We start from the raw sequence: 16,481 nt of genomic DNA, 5'->3' as shown, positions 1-16,481 counted from the left end.
ACATTGATATTTGTTGTATATAATTTCATTTTTCTTATTTGATGGTTCAAAACTACAAAATAATTTTAGAAATCATTATTTATTAATTGCTATTTTTAAAGAATGAAAAAATTAATGTTATTTCTGGTATTCATTTCTTTAATGTCTTGCGCCCAAAAGAATAGCGGAACTGCTTATGAAGGTATGGTTAAAGAGTATCAGTATAATATGAACAAGCGATTTTCTGACAAGGAGACAACACCTTTTAATGAAGAAAATTTTAAAGACTTTAGAAGCCTTGATTTTTTTAAAATAGATAAGTCTTATAAAGTTGAAGCTAATTTTAAGAAGGATGAAAATCCTAGGCTTTTTGAAATGCAAACTACAACCGATAGAACACCCTTATATACTACATATGGTACTGCAACTTTTACCCTTAGTGGGAAAGAAGTAAAAATACACATCTACCAAAGTAAAGATAAAGATTCACCTAACTTCTACGATGTTTTGTTTATTCCATTTACTGATGCAACAAGTGGTGATGAAACATATGGAGGCGGTCGGTATATAGAACCTGACTTACCTAAGGATGGAAAAATAACTATAGATTTTAATTTAAGTTATAACCCATACTGTGTGTATAATTCAAAATACTCTTGCCCAATACCACCTAAAGAAAATCGATTACCAATCGCCATAAAAGCTGGCATTAAAAATTACGAAACCAGTGGAAATAAAAAATGATATTCTAGCTGCGGCTGATCGTTTAGCACCTTACATACATAAGACTCCAATATTAACTTCGCAACAGTTGAATACTTTATCTGGAGCTGAGCTCTTTTTTAAATGCGAAAATTTTCAGAAAATGGGTGCTTTTAAAATGCGTGGTGCAACTAATATTGTTTTACAATTATCTAAAGAACAAAAAAGAAAAGGTGTAGTAACACATTCTTCTGGTAATTTTGCTCAAGCGTTATCGCTAGCAGCAAAAAATTTAAGTATAAAAGCTTATATAGTGATGCCAAGTGATGCACCGCAAGTAAAAAAGGAAGCTGTTAAAGGTTATGGCGGAATTATTACCGAATGTGAACCTAATATAACATCTCGAAAAGCTACCGCTCAAAAAATACAAGATGAAACTGGTGCAACTTTTGTACATCCATTTAATGATTTTAATGTGATTTTAGGTAATGCTTCTTCTGCAAAAGAATTATTAGAGGAGCAACCTGATTTAGATATTATTATTGCTCCTGTTGGCGGAGGTGGTTTAATTTCTGGTACCGCTTTAAGCACATTAGTATTCTCTAATAATTGTAAAGTTATTGGCGCTGAGCCATTTGAAGTTGATGATGCCTATCGCTCTTTAGAAAGTGGTGGCATAGAATCAAATATGACTATTAATACCATAGCAGATGGATTAAAAACCAACTTAGGTGATATTACATTTGCAATTATTCAAAATTATGTATCTGAAATTATTCGTGTAACAGAAGAAGAAATCATTGAAGCTATGAAGTTGATTTGGGAGCGTATGAAAATAATTGTAGAACCCTCTTCTGCAGTAACACTGGCAGCTATCTTAAAAAACAAAACTCAATTTAAAGGTAAAAAGATTGGATTGATTTTAACAGGTGGTAATGTTGATGTAAAGAAGTTGCCTTTTTAGATTAATTGCATATATTACGCAACCTTTACCACAATATCTTATCTGATTAAAAATATTTATAATGAAAAAATCCTTATTAGTTATTGCCATTTTATTTGTGCTAAGCTGCGATACTGAAAGTAATGGTGGAGACCTCTCTCAAGAAGTTGGGCCCTGGAATTTGATTAATATTCAAGGAGGTATTAATGGATCAAATACAGATATTGATTCCGGGCAAATTACTTGGGTATTTAATGAACTAACTAGTGAGCTTTTTGTTACCAATAATGTTGGGGGTATCCCCACAGGTATTGAAGATGGGCAATATAATTATAGAGTTGAGCGCTCTGGAAATGAGCATTTTTTAATAATAGATAATGAGGAATATGGTGCACTTTCATTATCTTCGACGCGTCTGACAATCGATCAGACTATTACCTCAACTGGTACAGCTCCCGATAAATATGTTTTACTTTTCACTCGCTAGACGAATTAAAGTTTAATTAAAAACCTATGGCTTAAAAACCGGCTTTAAAATTATTTAAACTTCTCGATATAATTTACTCTACGGCGGTGCTAAGCGACATTATTTTACATTTCCAATGCCTTTTTAGGGTCGTTATTCATTAATAATTCAACTGGGTTTTCTAATGCTTCTTTAACCGCAACTAAGAAACCTACGGATTCTCGACCATCTATAATTCTATGGTCATAAGACAATGCTACATACATTACTGGTTGAATCACTACTTGTCCATCAACAGCCATTGGTCTATTTACAATATTATGCATTCCTAAAATCGCACTTTGAGGCGGATTGATAATTGGTGTAGATAACATAGAACCAAATACGCCTCCATTTGTAATTGTAAATGTACCTCCTGTCATCTCATCTATGGTAATTTCGCCTTCACGAGCTCTAATAGCTAAACGCTTTACCTCAGATTCAACACCTCTAAAGGTTAAATTCTCAGCATTCCTAATTACAGGTACCATTAACCCTTTTGGGCCCGAAACAGCAATTGATATATCTTGAAAATCATATGATACTTTAAAATCCCCATCAATCATAGAATTCACATCAGGATACAATTGCAAGGCTCTTACAACAGCCTTTGTAAAGAAACTCATAAAGCCTAAGCTAACACCATGCCTTGCTTTAAAATCTTCTTTGTACTCTTTCCGTAGATCAAATATCGGCTGCATGTTAACCTCGTTAAATGTAGTTAACATAGCAGTTTCATTTTTTACTGCCACCAATCGTTCAGCTACTTTACGACGTAACATCGATAGTTTTTTACGTTCAGTGCCACGAGCTCCACCAGAAGTTGGAGTACCCATACTTGGTGTTGCTTTTACAGCATCATCTTTAGTAATTCTACCATCTCTGCCTGTTCCTTTTACACCGCTAGCAGTTATCCCTTTTTCATCTAAAATCTTTTTTGCTGCTGGTGAAGCAGTTCCTGTAGCATATGTAGTTGCTTTAGACTCAGCTGGGGCAGTTTCTTTTTTCGTTGCTTCCTCTTTTTTCTCTTCTTTTGCAGGAGCACCGTTCGATGATGGTTTAGTAGCAGATGTATCGATAAGACACACTACAGCGCCTACTTCAACAGCATCTCCTTCTTCCGCCTTCAGCGTAATTATTCCGCTTTCTTCTGCTGGTAATTCTAAAGTAGCTTTGTCTGAATCTACTTCGGCAATAGCCTGATCTTTTTCAACATAATCGCCATCTTCAACCAGCCATGTTGCTATTTCTACTTCGGTAATTGATTCCCCTGGTGAAGGGACTTTCATTTCTAAAACCATCGTTTATTATTTTATTCTTTTATTCAAAAACTTGATCTATCACTCGTTGGTGTCTTCTCTTAAATCTAGCGCTAGAACCAGCAGCTGGCACAGCATAAAATGGTCTAGAAGCTACGTTCAATTTAACTAAATTAAATCGTTGTAACATATAGCTCCAGGCACCCATATTTTGTGGCTCTTCTTGCGCCCAAACGTAATCTTTCACATTCTTATACTTATCTATAATCTGCCGTAATTTCTCTGTATGTAACGGAAATAACTGCTCAATACGTACCAATGCAATATCTTCTCTATTTAACTTTTCGCGTTCAGCTAATAAATCATAATAAAATTTACCTGTACAGAATACCAGTTTTTTTACTTTATCAGGATTAACAGTATCATCTATCACTTCTTGAAATTCTCCTTTAGAAAAATCATTCATAGTAGATACAGCCTTAGGATGTCTTAGCAAACTTTTAGGTGTAAAAACAATTAATGGTTTTCTAAATTTTCGTTTCATTTGACGACGTAACAAATGATAAAAATTTGCTGGTGTTGTACAATCTGCAACTGTCATATTATCTATAGCGCATAATTGTAAATAACGTTCCATACGTGCAGAAGAATGTTCTGAACCTTGTCCTTCGTAACCATGTGGAAGCAAAATAACAATACCATTTTGCATTTTCCATTTATCTTCGGCCGCAGAAATATATTGATCGAACATTATTTGAGCCCCATTAGAAAAATCTCCGAATTGCGCTTCCCAAATTGTTAATGTATCAGGATTAGCCATAGCGTATCCATAATCAAATCCTAAGACACCATATTCTGACAATAAAGAATTATAGATATACATCTCTCCTTTATTAGCAGGGTTTGTATTTAATAAATTAATGCGTTCTTCTGATATTTCATCTCTTAAGATAGCATGACGATGACTAAATGTGCCACGCTCAACATCTTGACCGGAAATACGAATGTTGTAACCTTCTTCTAGTAAACTACCATAAGCCATAGTTTCTCCCATTCCCCAATCTATCACATTATTTTCAATCATTTTAGCTCTATCAGCCAAAATACGTTCGGCTTTACGTAAAAATTTAACCCCGTCTGGAACAGTTGAAACAACTTTTGCAATATCTTTTAATTTCTTATCAGAATATTTCGTGTCAGTTTTAGAAAGCATAGCTTCTACTCCTTGGCGAGAGTATCCTTTCCAAGTACTTTCCATAAACGGAACAACTTTAGAAGTTTGATCTTCTTTAGATTTTTCATATTCCGCTTCGAGCATTGCTTTAAAATCGGCAATGATTTTCTTTTTATAATCCTCGTCAATAATACCTTGTTGAATCAACTGCTCTGCATAAATATCTCTTGGGTTCTTATGCTTTGCAATTGCTTTATATAAATTTGGCTGTGTAAAACGAGGCTCATCACCTTCGTTATGACCATATTTACGGTATCCGAGTAAATCGATAAAAACATCACGTTTAAATCGCATTCTAAACTCCAAAGCCATTTCTATAGCATGCACCACTGACTCAGCATCATCCGCATTTACGTGTAACACCGGAGATAAGGTTACCTTGGCTACATCTGTGCAATAGGTACTTGATCTTGCATCTAAGTAATTAGTGGTAAAACCTATCTGATTATTTACAACTATATGTACAGTACCACCAGTTTTATAACCATTTAACTGTGCCATCTGAATCACCTCATAAACAATACCTTGACCAGCAATTGCAGCATCGCCGTGAACTAATATTGGTAATATTTTAGATGAATCTCCCTCATATTTTCTATCAATCTTTGCCCTTGTGATTCCTTCTACAACAGCATCAACTGTTTCTAAATGAGAAGGATTCGGGCATAAATTCATTTTTATTTGTTTACCATTCTGGTAAGTCTTATTTAATGTTAAACCTAAATGGTATTTTACATCGCCATCGATACTATCATCTTCAAAATCTTTTCCTTCAAACTCGCTGAATAGGTCGCGTACGGGTTTTCTAAATACATTGATCAATGTACTTAAACGACCTCTATGTGCCATACCTAACACACACTCTTCAAGCTGAAAGTCATTCACAGCTTTATAAAGCACATTACTAATGGCAGGAATTAACGCCTCGCCACCTTCAAGTGAAAAACGCTTTTGCCCTACAAACTTCGTTTGTAAAAACTGTTCGAATGTTACCGCTTGATTTAACTTTGACAGGATATACTTTTTCTTTTCGGTATCAAAATCAGGATGATTATTATTTTTATGTAATGCATTCTGCCACCATTTAATTTCTTCGGGCTTACGAATATACATGTACTCTATACCTATAGAGTCACAATAAACAGCTTCTAAATGTTTTACAATTTCTGTAAGTGTAGCACTGCCAATACCTAAAACATCACCAGCGCCAAATACAATATCTAAATCATCAGAGGTTAGTCCGAAGTTTTCAATTGCCAGTGTTGGTTCATATTTTCTACGTTCACGAACTGGATTTGTTCTAGTAAACAAGTGTCCTCTAGATCTATATCCATTGATAAGCTCAATAACTTTAAACTCTTTATGAACATGCTCAGGAACTTCAACATCAATCGAGTCTTCACCGTTAAGGGAATAATTAGAATTAGCTAAATCATATCCTTGAAAAAAACTACGCCAACTAGGTTCAACCGAATCAGGATTGGTCAAATATTTATCGTATAAATCTGATATAAAACCTGTATGAGCAGCATTTAAAAATGAAAACCTATCCATTGAAACAATTCTGGTTATTTAATTATAACAAAAGTACAATTATTTGGAATAATATCTCTCTCTAAATAAGCGTAAAATGTTTATCAAAAAAATATTAAAAAAAGATTCTTTAAGCTTGTGAAAAGTTTAAAAACATTTATATTTGCACACGCAAAACGAAAAATGGTTTTGCTAACTTCCTCCTTAGCTCAGTTGGTTAGAGCATCTGACTGTTAATCAGAGGGTCCTTGGTTCGAGCCCAAGAGGGGGAGCAAAAATTAAAAGAGCTGTACGAAAGTGTAGCTCTTTTCGTTTTCTTATTCTCGCCTACTATAGTAAAACCCAAAGGCAATTAATAAATACATTAACACTGCTAAAAAGGTATTTATATTATATAGCCAGTGCACTCCATCTATCAGCATGTATGTATTTTTTTTAAGAATAAATGGAGTTACTCCAGAAAAATATAAAATGGCTCCACTAGTAATCCAAAACATTAATGACCTCTTGTAAGACAGTATTTTTTCTGACCTTAAAATTTCCATTAAATAAAATATACAACAGACTATAATAAAAGCATAGCCTATTACTTTAGGTATAGTTGTAGATTCCCAAATAAAACTCTGAAAAAACAAATAATTTATTATAAAGCTAATAACATAAATTGAGCTAAACAGTTTTATTATTCTCTTAAACAAAATTGAGTTAATCACTTTATAATACAAATAATAAAAGGTGATAGTCATGACAAATATTAGCTGGTTGTAAAGCCATAAATTATAAGCTTCATCAGGATTATCTTTATAAAAAAACAATGTTCTTATTTTAAACATCTTTAAAAAATGTATACCCCACTCAATTATGACTATATACCAAAGCATAATTACAAAATATTTAATATGCTTTGATCTAAACTTATAATAGTAAACAGTGGCGAATATAGCTGCTATTAATTCACTATACTTTACTGCACCTCTTAGAAATTCTGTATCCATACATAATGAATTGCATTACAATATAAACACAAATAATCTATTAACTTGAAGTTATTTATTCATAACTATAAAGTCAATAATCTTTGCTGCCAAGTTTGCTGTAAGATTATCACGATCTAATGTAGGGTTGAGTTCTGCAATATCACATGATATTACTTTACTTGTTCCAAATAGATACTTTAGCATTTTAAACACAAAATATGGTGTAAAACCGAGAGGTGATGGAGCGCTCACCCCTGGCGCATAAGCGGAAGAAAATCCATCCATATCTATTGTAATGTATAAATGATCATTCCTATCAATAAAAGGGTCTAATTTATCTTTTAAAGCTTGTAGTTCAGTACTAGAAGATTCACAGTCATAATTAACAGCAAATTGAACATTCTCTTGTTCTGCTATATCGAAAAGCTGTTTTATATTTGATTGACGTTGAATACCAATTGCAAAATAATCAACTCTTTCATCTGTCTTTTTGAGCTCAGAAATTATCTGGTTAAACGGAGTGCCAGAATTTGGTTTACCTTCAATAGGGCGCAGATCAAAATGCGCATCAAAATTTATAATTCCTATTTTACTTTTTGCAGTATTCTTTATAGCGTCTCTCAAACCCATAAAATGTCCATAAGCCAGATCGTGGCCTCCTCCTATAGCAATTGGGAATGTGTCTTTCTTTACAAGAAGCTCTATCAAATTAGAAAACTCTTTTTGACAATCTTCCATACTTTCTTCAAGACAAATAATATCTCCAAAATCAACAACTCTTTTTCCATCAAAATGAATGGGTAACTTTGCTAATCTTTCTCTAAGAACTCTTGGACCTTGTTGAGCACCAACTCTACCCAAGTTTCTACGTACACCCTCATCACACACATAACCAACTAAAGCTATATCAATTTTATTCTTTATCGATTCTGCTTCAAACTCTGCAATATCTAATAAATCTATTTCTTGATACCAATATTGTTTACCTATATCTGGATTTGATTTTCTTCCCGTCCAATACAAACGTTGAGCCGGCTGATAATCAACATTTAATTTGCTTTTAGACAACTTCTTTTCCTTTTAAATAAACTTTTTCGATTTGATCATTCCCAAAAGAATAAGGAATAAACCCATAAGAATTGATTGGTTTAGTCACTATTAAATTTGCTTGTTTACCTCTAGTAATAGAACCTACTTTATTTTCTAAACCTATAGCATACGCCCCATTAATAGTTGCTGCATTGATCGCTTCTTCTGGTGTCATTTTCATCTTAATACATGCAGTGGCAACTACAAAATTCATATTTCCAGAAGGGGTTGATCCTGGATTATAGTCTGTAGCCAAAGCTAATGGCAAACCCGCATCGATCATTTTACGAGCGGGAGTATAAGGAATACTCAAAAAATAAGAACAACTTGGCAATGCAACAGGCATCGTAGAAGTATCTTTTAAAGCATCAATATCTTCATCACGCATTTCTTCTAAATGATCAACTGAAAGTGCTTTGTATTTTACTCCAGCCTGCACACCACCTATAGCTGTAAATTGATTCACATGTATTTTAGGTATTAGTCCGTATTCTTTACCAGATTGAAGAATAAATTCAGTATCGGCTACAGAGAAATAACCTGTCTCACAAAAAATGTCTACGTATTCTGCTAAATTTTCTTTGGCGATAACAGGCATTATATCATTTACAAGCATTTTTAAATATCCCTTCTTATCATTTTTATATTCTTTAGGAACAGCATGCGCTCCTAAAAAAGTTGCCTTTATTTCTATAGAGTAGTTTTCTTTTAAGCGTCGAATCACACGAAGCATTTTAAGCTCAGCATCTTTGCTCAGACCATAACCTGACTTAATCTCTACAGCGCCAGTACCCAATCGCATCACTTCTTCTAAACGTGCTTTACTTTGTTGATATAAATCTTCTTCGGATGTTTCTTGAAGTTTCTTTGCAGAGTTTAAAATTCCTCCCCCATTTTTTGCAATTTCTTCATATGATAATCCATTAATTCTATCTACAAATTCACCTTCGCGATTACCAGCATATACAATATGTGTATGTGAATCACACCAAGAGGGTAGAATCATTTTACCAGTTACATCAACTATTAAATCAAACTTAGAAGCTGGACAATTTTCCATACTTCCAAAATCAGAGATTAAATCATTCTCTATTACCAAAAAAGCGTTTTTAATAGTTGGTAATTCATTCATATCTTTCCCGGAAACAAATGAAATTGGTTCTGTTCTGACTTGTATAAGCTCTTTTATATTTTTAAATAACGTAACCATTAAAACAAATCTTTTAATAAATTATCTTCCACTAAATTAGGGATTGTAACTTTTAAATTTGGAGTACGCTCCATTTCTCTTTTAATTGCAAAAAGAGCTTCATCGTTTCTTGCCCAACTTCTACGTGCAATTCCATTATTTACATCATAAAACAACATAGATTTTAAACGCTCTTCTGCTTCTGGAGTTCCATCTAACAACATACCAAAACCTCCATTTATAACTTCTCCCCATCCTACTCCACCACCATTGTGAATTGATACCCAAGTAGCACCTCTAAAGCTATCTCCAATTACATTGTGAATTGCCATATCTGTTGTAAATTTACTCCCATCATAAATATTAGATGTTTCTCTATAAGGTGAGTCTGTTCCGCTCACATCGTGATGGTCTCTACCTAAAACAACTGGCCCTATTTTGCCTTCAGCAACAGCGTCATTGAAAGCTCTTGCTATTTTAGCACGCCCTTCAGCATCAGCATACAAAATCCGTGCTTGAGAGCCCACTACCATTTTATTTTTCTTGGCGTCTTTAATCCAGGTTATATTATCCTGCATTTGCAATTGAATTTCTTCTGGAGATTTTTCCATAATATCTTGTAAAACTTCTGCAGCAATTTGATCTGTACTATCTAAATCTTCTGGCTTTCCTGAAGTGCATACCCAGCGAAAAGGACCAAATCCATAATCGAAACACATAGGACCTAAAATATCTTGCACATAAGAAGGATATTTAAAATCAATTTGATTTTCTGCCATTACATCTGCTCCAGCACGTGAAGCTTCCAATAAGAAAGCATTGCCATAATCAAAAAAGTATGTTCCTTTTGATGTATGCTTATTTATAGACGCAGCATGTCTACGTAAAGTTTCTTGCACTTTATCTCTAAATACTTCTGGTTCTTTTCGAATCAATCTATTTGACTCGTCATAAGAAATACCAACCGGATAGTAACCTCCTGTCCAAGGAATATGTAACGAAGTTTGATCTGACCCTAAATGAATAAAAATATTTTCTTTATCAAATCTTTCCCAAACATCGACAACATTACCAATAAAAGCAATAGAAACTACCTCATCTTTAGCTTGTGCTTCTTGCACACGAATAACTAGGTCATCAATATTATCAATAAGTACGTCTACCCACCCTTGTTCATGCCTTTTTGTAGCAGCTTTTGAATTTACTTCTGCAGCAATGGTAATACAACCTGCAATATTTCCTGCTTTTGGTTGCGCGCCACTCATACCCCCTAAACCTGCAGTTAGAAATATTTTACCTGCTGGTGTTTCTCCTTTTTTTAATACTTTTCTAAAAGCGTTCATTACAGTAATTGTTGTTCCATGTACAATTCCTTGTGGACCTATATACATGAATGAACCTGCTGTCATTTGACCATACTGTGTAACTCCAAGTGCATTGAATTTTTCCCAATCGTCTGGTTTTGAATAATTAGGAATCATCATACCGTTAGTTACAACAACCCGTGGTGCATTTTTAGAGGATGGAAACAAACCCATTGGATGACCTGAATACATATGCAACGTTTGTTCATCTGTCATTAGAGATAAATACTGCATTGTAATTAAATACTGTGCCCAATTTTGAAATACAGCACCATTACCGCCATAGGTGATTAATTCTTCTGGATGTTGTGCAACGACGGGATCTAAATTATTATGAATCATCAACATAATAGATGCTGCTTGTTTTGACGCTGCTGGATATTCTCCTATTGGCCTTGCATACATTTTATACTCTGGCTTAAACCGATACATATAAATGCGACCATAATCTTGTAACTCTTCTGCAAATTCTTTTGCCAGTTCTTGATGCCAAGCTTTAGGAAAGTAGCGTAAAGCATTACGAATTGCCAATTGTTTTTCTTCTTTAGATAAAATATCTTTTCGCTTTGGTGCTCTATTTACACCTTTTGGATATATTCTCTTAGCAGGAAGCTCCGTCGGTATACCTTGCTGTATTTGATCTCTAAATGTCATAGCAATTATTTTACTATAAAGGATTGATTTTTTACTAAGTCTATCATATTATTAATATCATCTTTTAATACACGATCATCTTCTAACATAGCAACCTTACTTCTTATTAATTTAAAAGTCTCCTCCAAAATTTTAGAGAACGTATTTGGCCGTCTAAATTCCATGGCTTGAGCGGCATACATTAATTCAATAGCCAATATTTTTTCAAGGTTTCCTAAAATTTGATTGAATTTACGTCCTGAAATACTTCCCATAGATACATGATCTTCTTGCCCTAAAGAAGTTGGAATACTATCTGCTGATGGTGGAAAACATAATGATTTATTTTCTGTAACGAGTGCTGCCGTTGTATATTGAGGGATCATAAATCCTGAATTTAAACCTCCGCTTTTTGTCAATAATCTTGGTAAGCCATATTTACCTTCAAGCAATAAATAGCATCGTCTATCAGAAATATTACCAATTTCAGAAGCTGCTATAGAGGCATAGTCTAACACCATTGCTAAAGGCTGTCCATGAAAATTACCACCAGAAATCGCTTCTGTTTCACTCAAAACAATGGGATTATCTGTAACGGCATTCATTTCAATTTCTGCCAATTCATTTAAATGATAAAACGCATTTCTAGATGCACCGTGCACTTGAGGCATGCAACGAATTGAATATGGGTCTTGAACACGTTCACATTCTAAATGATTCTCTACATTTTGGGAATCTTTTAATAGCATCCGAATGCGTTCAGCAACTTTTAAATTACCTCTAAATGGGCGTATTTGATGTAATTCATCTTTAAAAGGAGAAGCACTTCCCTGAAAACCTTCTAAACTCATAGCTCCAGAAATATCTGCTAAATCTAATAGATATTCCATCTTTTTTAAACCTACAATAGCATGAGCTAAAATAAATTGGGTGCCGTTTATAAGCCCTAACCCTTCTTTAGATTCTAATTGCAAAGGTTTTAATCCTTCAGACTTTAACACTTCTTTAGCAGAAACTATTTCATCTTCAACCCAAAATTCACCTTCCCCTAAAAGTGGTAGAAACAGGTGTGATAACGGGGCTAAATCTCCTGATGCTCCCACCGAACCTTGTTCGGGAACTATTGGTAATAAATCGTTTTCAATAAAATAAATAATACGTTCTATTAATTCTAAACGTACACCTGAAAATCCTTGGCAAAGTGCATGAACCTTGCAAATCATCATTATTTTCGATAACTTTTTTTCTATTGGATTTCCTACACCAACAGCATGAGTAATTAGGAGGTTTTCTTGTAGTTTACTAGTTTCTTCTGGTGTTATTCGTGTATCACACAAAGGCCCAAAACCTGTATTAATACCATACACCGCTTTATTACCATTTGCCATGACTTCAACCTTCTTTCTACAAGCAATAATTTGAGCAATAGCGTCTTCAGAAAGTTTGGTTTTTAAGTTACCATTAGCAATTTCTATTACCGTATCTACTGTTAAATGATCAATTCCGTACTTAAACATTCTAATTTTATAAATTTTATCAAAGTTATTCTTATTTTTGATGCTTTTTAATACTATTATTGATAATTATTGATAATTATGAGTAATCAAATTGAATATCGTCATTTGCGTTATTTTTTAGCGGTATCAGAGGACCTTCATTTTAGAAAAGCAGCTGAACGCTTGTATATATCTCAACCAGGATTAAGTCGACAAATAAAACAAATGGAAGATGCTTTAGGAGTAAAACTATTTGAGCGTCATAATAGAAAAGTAGAACTTACAGAAGCTGGCTTATATCTTAAATCAGAAGTTACACGTAACTTAAAAGAGCTCAATGATATATTATTACATACAAAACTATTGAACGATGGGGTAAAAGGAAATTTGAGTTTTGGCTATGTTGGTTCTGCTATGCATAAATTGATTCCAGATTTATTATTAAAATTCAAAAAAGAATATCCAAATGTTATTTTCAATTTGAAAGAAATGGATAATCAGCGGCAAATAAAAAACTTACTATCTAAGGATATTGATATTGGTTTTGTACGATTAGAACGCGTACCTAGAACCTTAAATATTCGACCCATTCTTAAGGAACCTTTTTGCTTGGTACTGCCAAAAGATCATCCTTTAGATACCAAAACATTCAGAAGTTTAGATCAATTAAAAAATGAATCCTTCATCATGTTTGATCCTTCTTATAGTCCATCTTATTATGAAAAAGTAATGCAACTTTTCGATGATGGTGGTTTCTCACCTATTATTTCTCATAACACGATTCATGCAAGTTCGATTTATAGACTTGTAGAAAATGGTTTAGGAATATCTATTGTACCCAGATCGTTGCAACTAGGCTATAATATGGGTGTGAAATTTATAGAATTAAGTAAAATAAAACATAGGACAGTATTGTCCGTAGTTTGGAATAAAAACAATAGAAATCCTGTTCTAGAGTCTTTATTAAAATATTTAAAATAAAAAAAGCCGTGATAATCACGGCTTTTTTTATTTTTTTAAGAAGACTTAATTATCGTCTCTTTTAACTCTTATTTGCTCTTGAACTTTAAAGTTTGTTCTTCTATTTAATTGGTGTTGATCTTCGGTACATTTTTGTCCATTTACACAATCATTCACTAGCTGTGTCTCACCTTTACCTTCACTAGAAATTCTTTCTGCATCAATACCTTTAGAAATTATATAATCTACAGTAGCTTTTGCTCTCTTATCTGATAATTTCATGTTATAAGAATCTGGACCTCTAGAATCTGTATGTGAAGTAGCATGAATATCTAACTCCGGATACTTTTTCATTACTTCAACAACTTTATCTAATTCCTCGGCAGCATCAGGTCTTATATTGTGTTTATCAAAATCGAAATAGATTACATTGATATTAATCAACAATTCATCACCAACCATTTTAAAGTCTGGCGTCAATTCTAGGTTTTCTTCTATGGCATCGGCATCCAGATCATTTACCGTCTTAACAGAGCGTTCTTCTCTTAAGTATCCATCATTTGTACCTACCAATTTGTAGTCACTATCACAAGGAACTTTAAAACTAAAAGTTGCATCATCTTCATGAGCAGCAGTAATTTGGATCTGATTACCATCAGCGTCTAAAACCTGAACAAGTGCTCCAGGTATTAATTCTTTAGTATCAATATCTCTAACAACACCTTTAATTTCTTGTAGGCATTCTATAAATAATTCTTCATCTTCTATAAAAGAATAGATATCATCATCACCCTTACCTTCAGCTCTATTAGAAGAGAAAAAACCCTTTTGAGCTGATTCATTTATGATATACGCAAAATCGTCTTTAGCACTATTTATTGGTTGTTCTAAGTTTAAAGCTGTAGAAACTGTATTATCGAATATTTTACTTGCAAATACATCTAGATTACCGTGTCCAGGATGACCATTAGAAGAGAAATATAAAATATTGTCTTCTGCCATAAAAGGAAACATTTCTCTTTCTTCTGTATTAATTTTTGGCCCTAAGTTTCTTGGTTCACTATAAGTACCGTCAGATTTAATATCTACTACATAAATATCTGTTTTACCTAGACCACCTTCTCTATCTGAAACAAAATATAGTTTAGAATTATCACTGTTTAAAGTTGGTAACCCAGTCTGAAAATCGTCACTGTTAAAAGGTAATTTTTCAACATTAGACCATTCGCCAGCATCATTTACCGTTGCTTTATACATCTGTATATTATCGTATCCTTTAGTGCCTCGAATAGATTTTTCTTTTTCGTTGTAATTATTAGCACTAAAATATACCGTCTTTAAATCTTTAGTAAATGCTACTGAACCTTCATGTAGCTTTCTATTTACTTCTCCTTCAAACTTACGCTTGTTTACTACAGCTCCAGTACTATCTATGTCACCTACATATAGATCTAAATAAGGTTGGCCATTTTCACGCCATACTCTTTTTACAATTGTTACCTTTTCACTTGGTGAAGCAAAAACTACTTTTCCATCTCCAAAAAAAGCAACTCCAAAATCGGCTAGCTTAGTATTTATATCTTGAAGCTTTACTAAATGTTTTCCAGGGGTTGTTTGAGCCACTATAAAAAATGAGCTCAACAATAATAGTGTGGTTAATATTTTTTTCATGACAATGTTGTTTTCTTTATTAGAAAAATCTCGGTGATTTAATTTTCTTCTCTGCCGATCTAATATCCCATATTAAAATACCTTCAAAAGACCCATTATTAAAGTCACCCAAATTAGATAAGGTATAATCATAAGCAAAACCTAATCTAAATGTTGGCGTGATTGCAAAGTTAATTAAACCATTAACAGAATCGTCTAAACGATAGCTGGCTCCAACTTCGAAGCGCTCGTTAAACAAAAAATTAGTTGATATATCTGCTGATAAGGGGGCGCCAGAAGTTGCTTTAAGCATTACCGATGGCTTAAATTTAACATTTTTATTTAAATCAAACACATAACCAGAGGTTAAGAAGTAGTGCATGTTATCTGAGATCGCTGTTATTTCGCCATTGGAAGTTCTAATATGAGATGCTTTTAACATATTCGGCATAGACAAACCAATATAAAAATGATCAGTATAATAGAATGCTCCAACACCAAAATTTAAATCTGACGATGAATCGACATTATCAAACACAGGGTCTGGGTCTACAGTTTCTAATAACAAGTCTGCATTAAATAATGTAACACCCGCTTTTAAACCAAGTGCCAATCTACCTTCTTCTGATGTTTGTAATGTATATGAAAAATCACCATAGATATTATGTTCTTTTATAGGACCGTGTTGATCTGCAATAACAGATAAACCTAAACCTACACTCTTAGCAATTGGCGCATGTAACGAAGCTGTAAATGTTTCTGGAGCACCGTTTAAACCTGTCCACTGTTTTCTTCCTAACAAACCAATACTTAATGTTTCTCGTGAACCTGCATAAGCCGGATTCACAACATTCATATTATACATGTATTGGGTATATTGAGGGTCTTGCTGTGCAGAACCATCAATAACAGTCAATAAACAAAATACAATTGTTATATATAGAATAATCTTCTTCATCTAACTTTTT

The 16,481-nt window shown here is 33.5% G+C and carries 13 protein-coding genes and 1 tRNA gene; 5 read left to right on the top strand and 9 right to left on the bottom strand.

What is annotated here, in order from left to right; translation table 11 throughout:
• Positions 1 to 102 precede the first annotated feature (102 nt).
• The 3 genes from AC1EUV_RS13225 to AC1EUV_RS13215 all read left to right on the top strand — a co-directional run bounded on the left by AC1EUV_RS13225 (position 103) and on the right by AC1EUV_RS13215 (position 2,111).
• The gene (locus AC1EUV_RS13225; protein WP_480199195.1) at positions 103 to 723 is read left to right on the top strand and encodes a DUF1684 domain-containing protein; all 621 of its coding nucleotides are present in this window, start codon (positions 103 to 105) and stop codon (positions 721 to 723) included.
• Positions 713 to 1,645, top strand: a complete 933-nt coding sequence (locus AC1EUV_RS13220) for a pyridoxal-phosphate dependent enzyme (protein ID WP_480199295.1) — start codon at positions 713 to 715, stop codon at positions 1,643 to 1,645. The genes AC1EUV_RS13225 and AC1EUV_RS13220 overlap by 11 nt, the downstream gene beginning before the upstream one ends.
• A gap of 61 nt (positions 1,646 to 1,706) precedes the next feature.
• Positions 1,707 to 2,111 carry a hypothetical protein gene (locus AC1EUV_RS13215; RefSeq protein WP_480199194.1) on the top strand — a complete coding sequence of 135 codons (405 nt, stop codon included), beginning with the start codon at positions 1,707 to 1,709 and terminating at the stop codon, positions 2,109 to 2,111.
• Between the two features lie 104 nt (positions 2,112 to 2,215).
• On the opposite strand, the gene odhB is transcribed toward AC1EUV_RS13215, so the two are convergent.
• Positions 2,216 to 3,430, bottom strand: coding sequence for a 2-oxoglutarate dehydrogenase complex dihydrolipoyllysine-residue succinyltransferase (gene odhB, locus AC1EUV_RS13210; RefSeq protein WP_480199193.1), 1,215 nt, complete (start codon positions 3,428 to 3,430; stop codon positions 2,216 to 2,218).
• A 19-nt stretch (positions 3,431 to 3,449) separates the two neighbouring features.
• A complete protein-coding gene (locus AC1EUV_RS13205; RefSeq protein WP_480199192.1) occupies positions 3,450 to 6,176 on the bottom strand; it encodes a 2-oxoglutarate dehydrogenase E1 component in 2,727 nt (908 codons plus the stop codon).
• A gap of 177 nt (positions 6,177 to 6,353) precedes the next feature.
• Here AC1EUV_RS13205 and AC1EUV_RS13200 point away from each other — a divergent pair.
• A tRNA-Asn gene (locus AC1EUV_RS13200) sits at positions 6,354 to 6,427 on the top strand.
• 45 nt (positions 6,428 to 6,472) lie between these two features.
• On the opposite strand, the gene AC1EUV_RS13195 is transcribed toward AC1EUV_RS13200, so the two are convergent.
• The 5 genes from AC1EUV_RS13195 to hutH are packed head-to-tail and all read right to left on the bottom strand — an operon-like array spanning position 6,473 to position 12,924.
• A complete protein-coding gene (locus AC1EUV_RS13195; protein WP_480199191.1) occupies positions 6,473 to 7,150 on the bottom strand; it encodes a hypothetical protein in 678 nt (225 codons plus the stop codon).
• 51 nt (positions 7,151 to 7,201) lie between these two features.
• The gene (hutG, locus tag AC1EUV_RS13190) at positions 7,202 to 8,200 is read right to left on the bottom strand and encodes a formimidoylglutamase (protein ID WP_480199190.1); all 999 of its coding nucleotides are present in this window, start codon (positions 8,198 to 8,200) and stop codon (positions 7,202 to 7,204) included.
• Complete coding sequence (hutI, locus tag AC1EUV_RS13185) at positions 8,193 to 9,431, bottom strand: imidazolonepropionase (RefSeq protein WP_480199189.1); 1,239 nt, start codon at positions 9,429 to 9,431, stop codon at positions 8,193 to 8,195. Before hutI ends, hutG begins: the two co-directional genes overlap by 8 nt.
• Positions 9,431 to 11,428: a urocanate hydratase gene (locus tag AC1EUV_RS13180; protein WP_480199188.1), complete on the bottom strand. Its 1,998-nt coding sequence runs from the start codon at positions 11,426 to 11,428 to the stop codon at positions 9,431 to 9,433. Before AC1EUV_RS13180 ends, hutI begins: the two co-directional genes overlap by 1 nt.
• A 5-nt stretch (positions 11,429 to 11,433) precedes the next feature.
• On the bottom strand, positions 11,434 to 12,924 hold the full coding sequence (hutH, locus tag AC1EUV_RS13175) for a histidine ammonia-lyase (protein ID WP_480199187.1): 1,491 nt from the start codon (positions 12,922 to 12,924) through the stop codon (positions 11,434 to 11,436).
• Between the two features lie 78 nt (positions 12,925 to 13,002).
• On the opposite strand from hutH, the gene AC1EUV_RS13170 reads away from it, so the two are divergent.
• Positions 13,003 to 13,884 carry a LysR family transcriptional regulator gene (locus AC1EUV_RS13170; protein WP_480199186.1) on the top strand — a complete coding sequence of 294 codons (882 nt, stop codon included), beginning with the start codon at positions 13,003 to 13,005 and terminating at the stop codon, positions 13,882 to 13,884.
• A gap of 45 nt (positions 13,885 to 13,929) precedes the next feature.
• Here AC1EUV_RS13170 and AC1EUV_RS13165 read toward each other — a convergent pair whose 3' ends face one another.
• Both AC1EUV_RS13165 and AC1EUV_RS13160 read right to left on the bottom strand, forming a co-directional pair.
• Positions 13,930 to 15,534, bottom strand: coding sequence for an OmpA family protein (locus tag AC1EUV_RS13165; protein ID WP_480199185.1), 1,605 nt, complete (start codon positions 15,532 to 15,534; stop codon positions 13,930 to 13,932).
• A 19-nt stretch (positions 15,535 to 15,553) separates the two neighbouring features.
• Complete coding sequence (locus tag AC1EUV_RS13160; protein ID WP_480199184.1) at positions 15,554 to 16,471, bottom strand: PorP/SprF family type IX secretion system membrane protein; 918 nt, start codon at positions 16,469 to 16,471, stop codon at positions 15,554 to 15,556.
• Between the last annotated feature and the right edge of the window lie 10 nt (positions 16,472 to 16,481).

The organism is Maritimimonas sp. 2304DJ26-3 (assembly GCF_056591635.1).
This window is presented reverse-complemented; position numbering and strand designations above follow the sequence as displayed.

What these genes read in the sequence shown, in the direction of transcription:
- AC1EUV_RS13225 (WP_480199195.1), top strand. Translation starts at nt 103, where the DNA reads ATGAAAAAATTAATGTTATTTCTGGTATTCATTTCTTTAATGTCTTGC.
- AC1EUV_RS13215 (WP_480199194.1), top strand. Translation starts at nt 1,707, where the DNA reads ATGAAAAAATCCTTATTAGTTATTGCCATTTTATTTGTGCTAAGCTGC.
- odhB (WP_480199193.1), bottom strand. Translation starts at nt 3,430, where the DNA reads ATGGTTTTAGAAATGAAAGTCCCTTCACCAGGGGAATCAATTACCGAA.
- AC1EUV_RS13205 (WP_480199192.1), bottom strand. Translation starts at nt 6,176, where the DNA reads ATGGATAGGTTTTCATTTTTAAATGCTGCTCATACAGGTTTTATATCA.
- AC1EUV_RS13195 (WP_480199191.1), bottom strand. Translation starts at nt 7,150, where the DNA reads ATGGATACAGAATTTCTAAGAGGTGCAGTAAAGTATAGTGAATTAATA.
- hutI (WP_480199189.1), bottom strand. Translation starts at nt 9,431, where the DNA reads ATGGTTACGTTATTTAAAAATATAAAAGAGCTTATACAAGTCAGAACA.
- AC1EUV_RS13180 (WP_480199188.1), bottom strand. Translation starts at nt 11,428, where the DNA reads ATGACATTTAGAGATCAAATACAGCAAGGTATACCGACGGAGCTTCCT.
- hutH (WP_480199187.1), bottom strand. Translation starts at nt 12,924, where the DNA reads ATGTTTAAGTACGGAATTGATCATTTAACAGTAGATACGGTAATAGAA.
- AC1EUV_RS13170 (WP_480199186.1), top strand. Translation starts at nt 13,003, where the DNA reads ATGAGTAATCAAATTGAATATCGTCATTTGCGTTATTTTTTAGCGGTA.
- AC1EUV_RS13165 (WP_480199185.1), bottom strand. Translation starts at nt 15,534, where the DNA reads ATGAAAAAAATATTAACCACACTATTATTGTTGAGCTCATTTTTTATA.
- AC1EUV_RS13160 (WP_480199184.1), bottom strand. Translation starts at nt 16,471, where the DNA reads ATGAAGAAGATTATTCTATATATAACAATTGTATTTTGTTTATTGACT.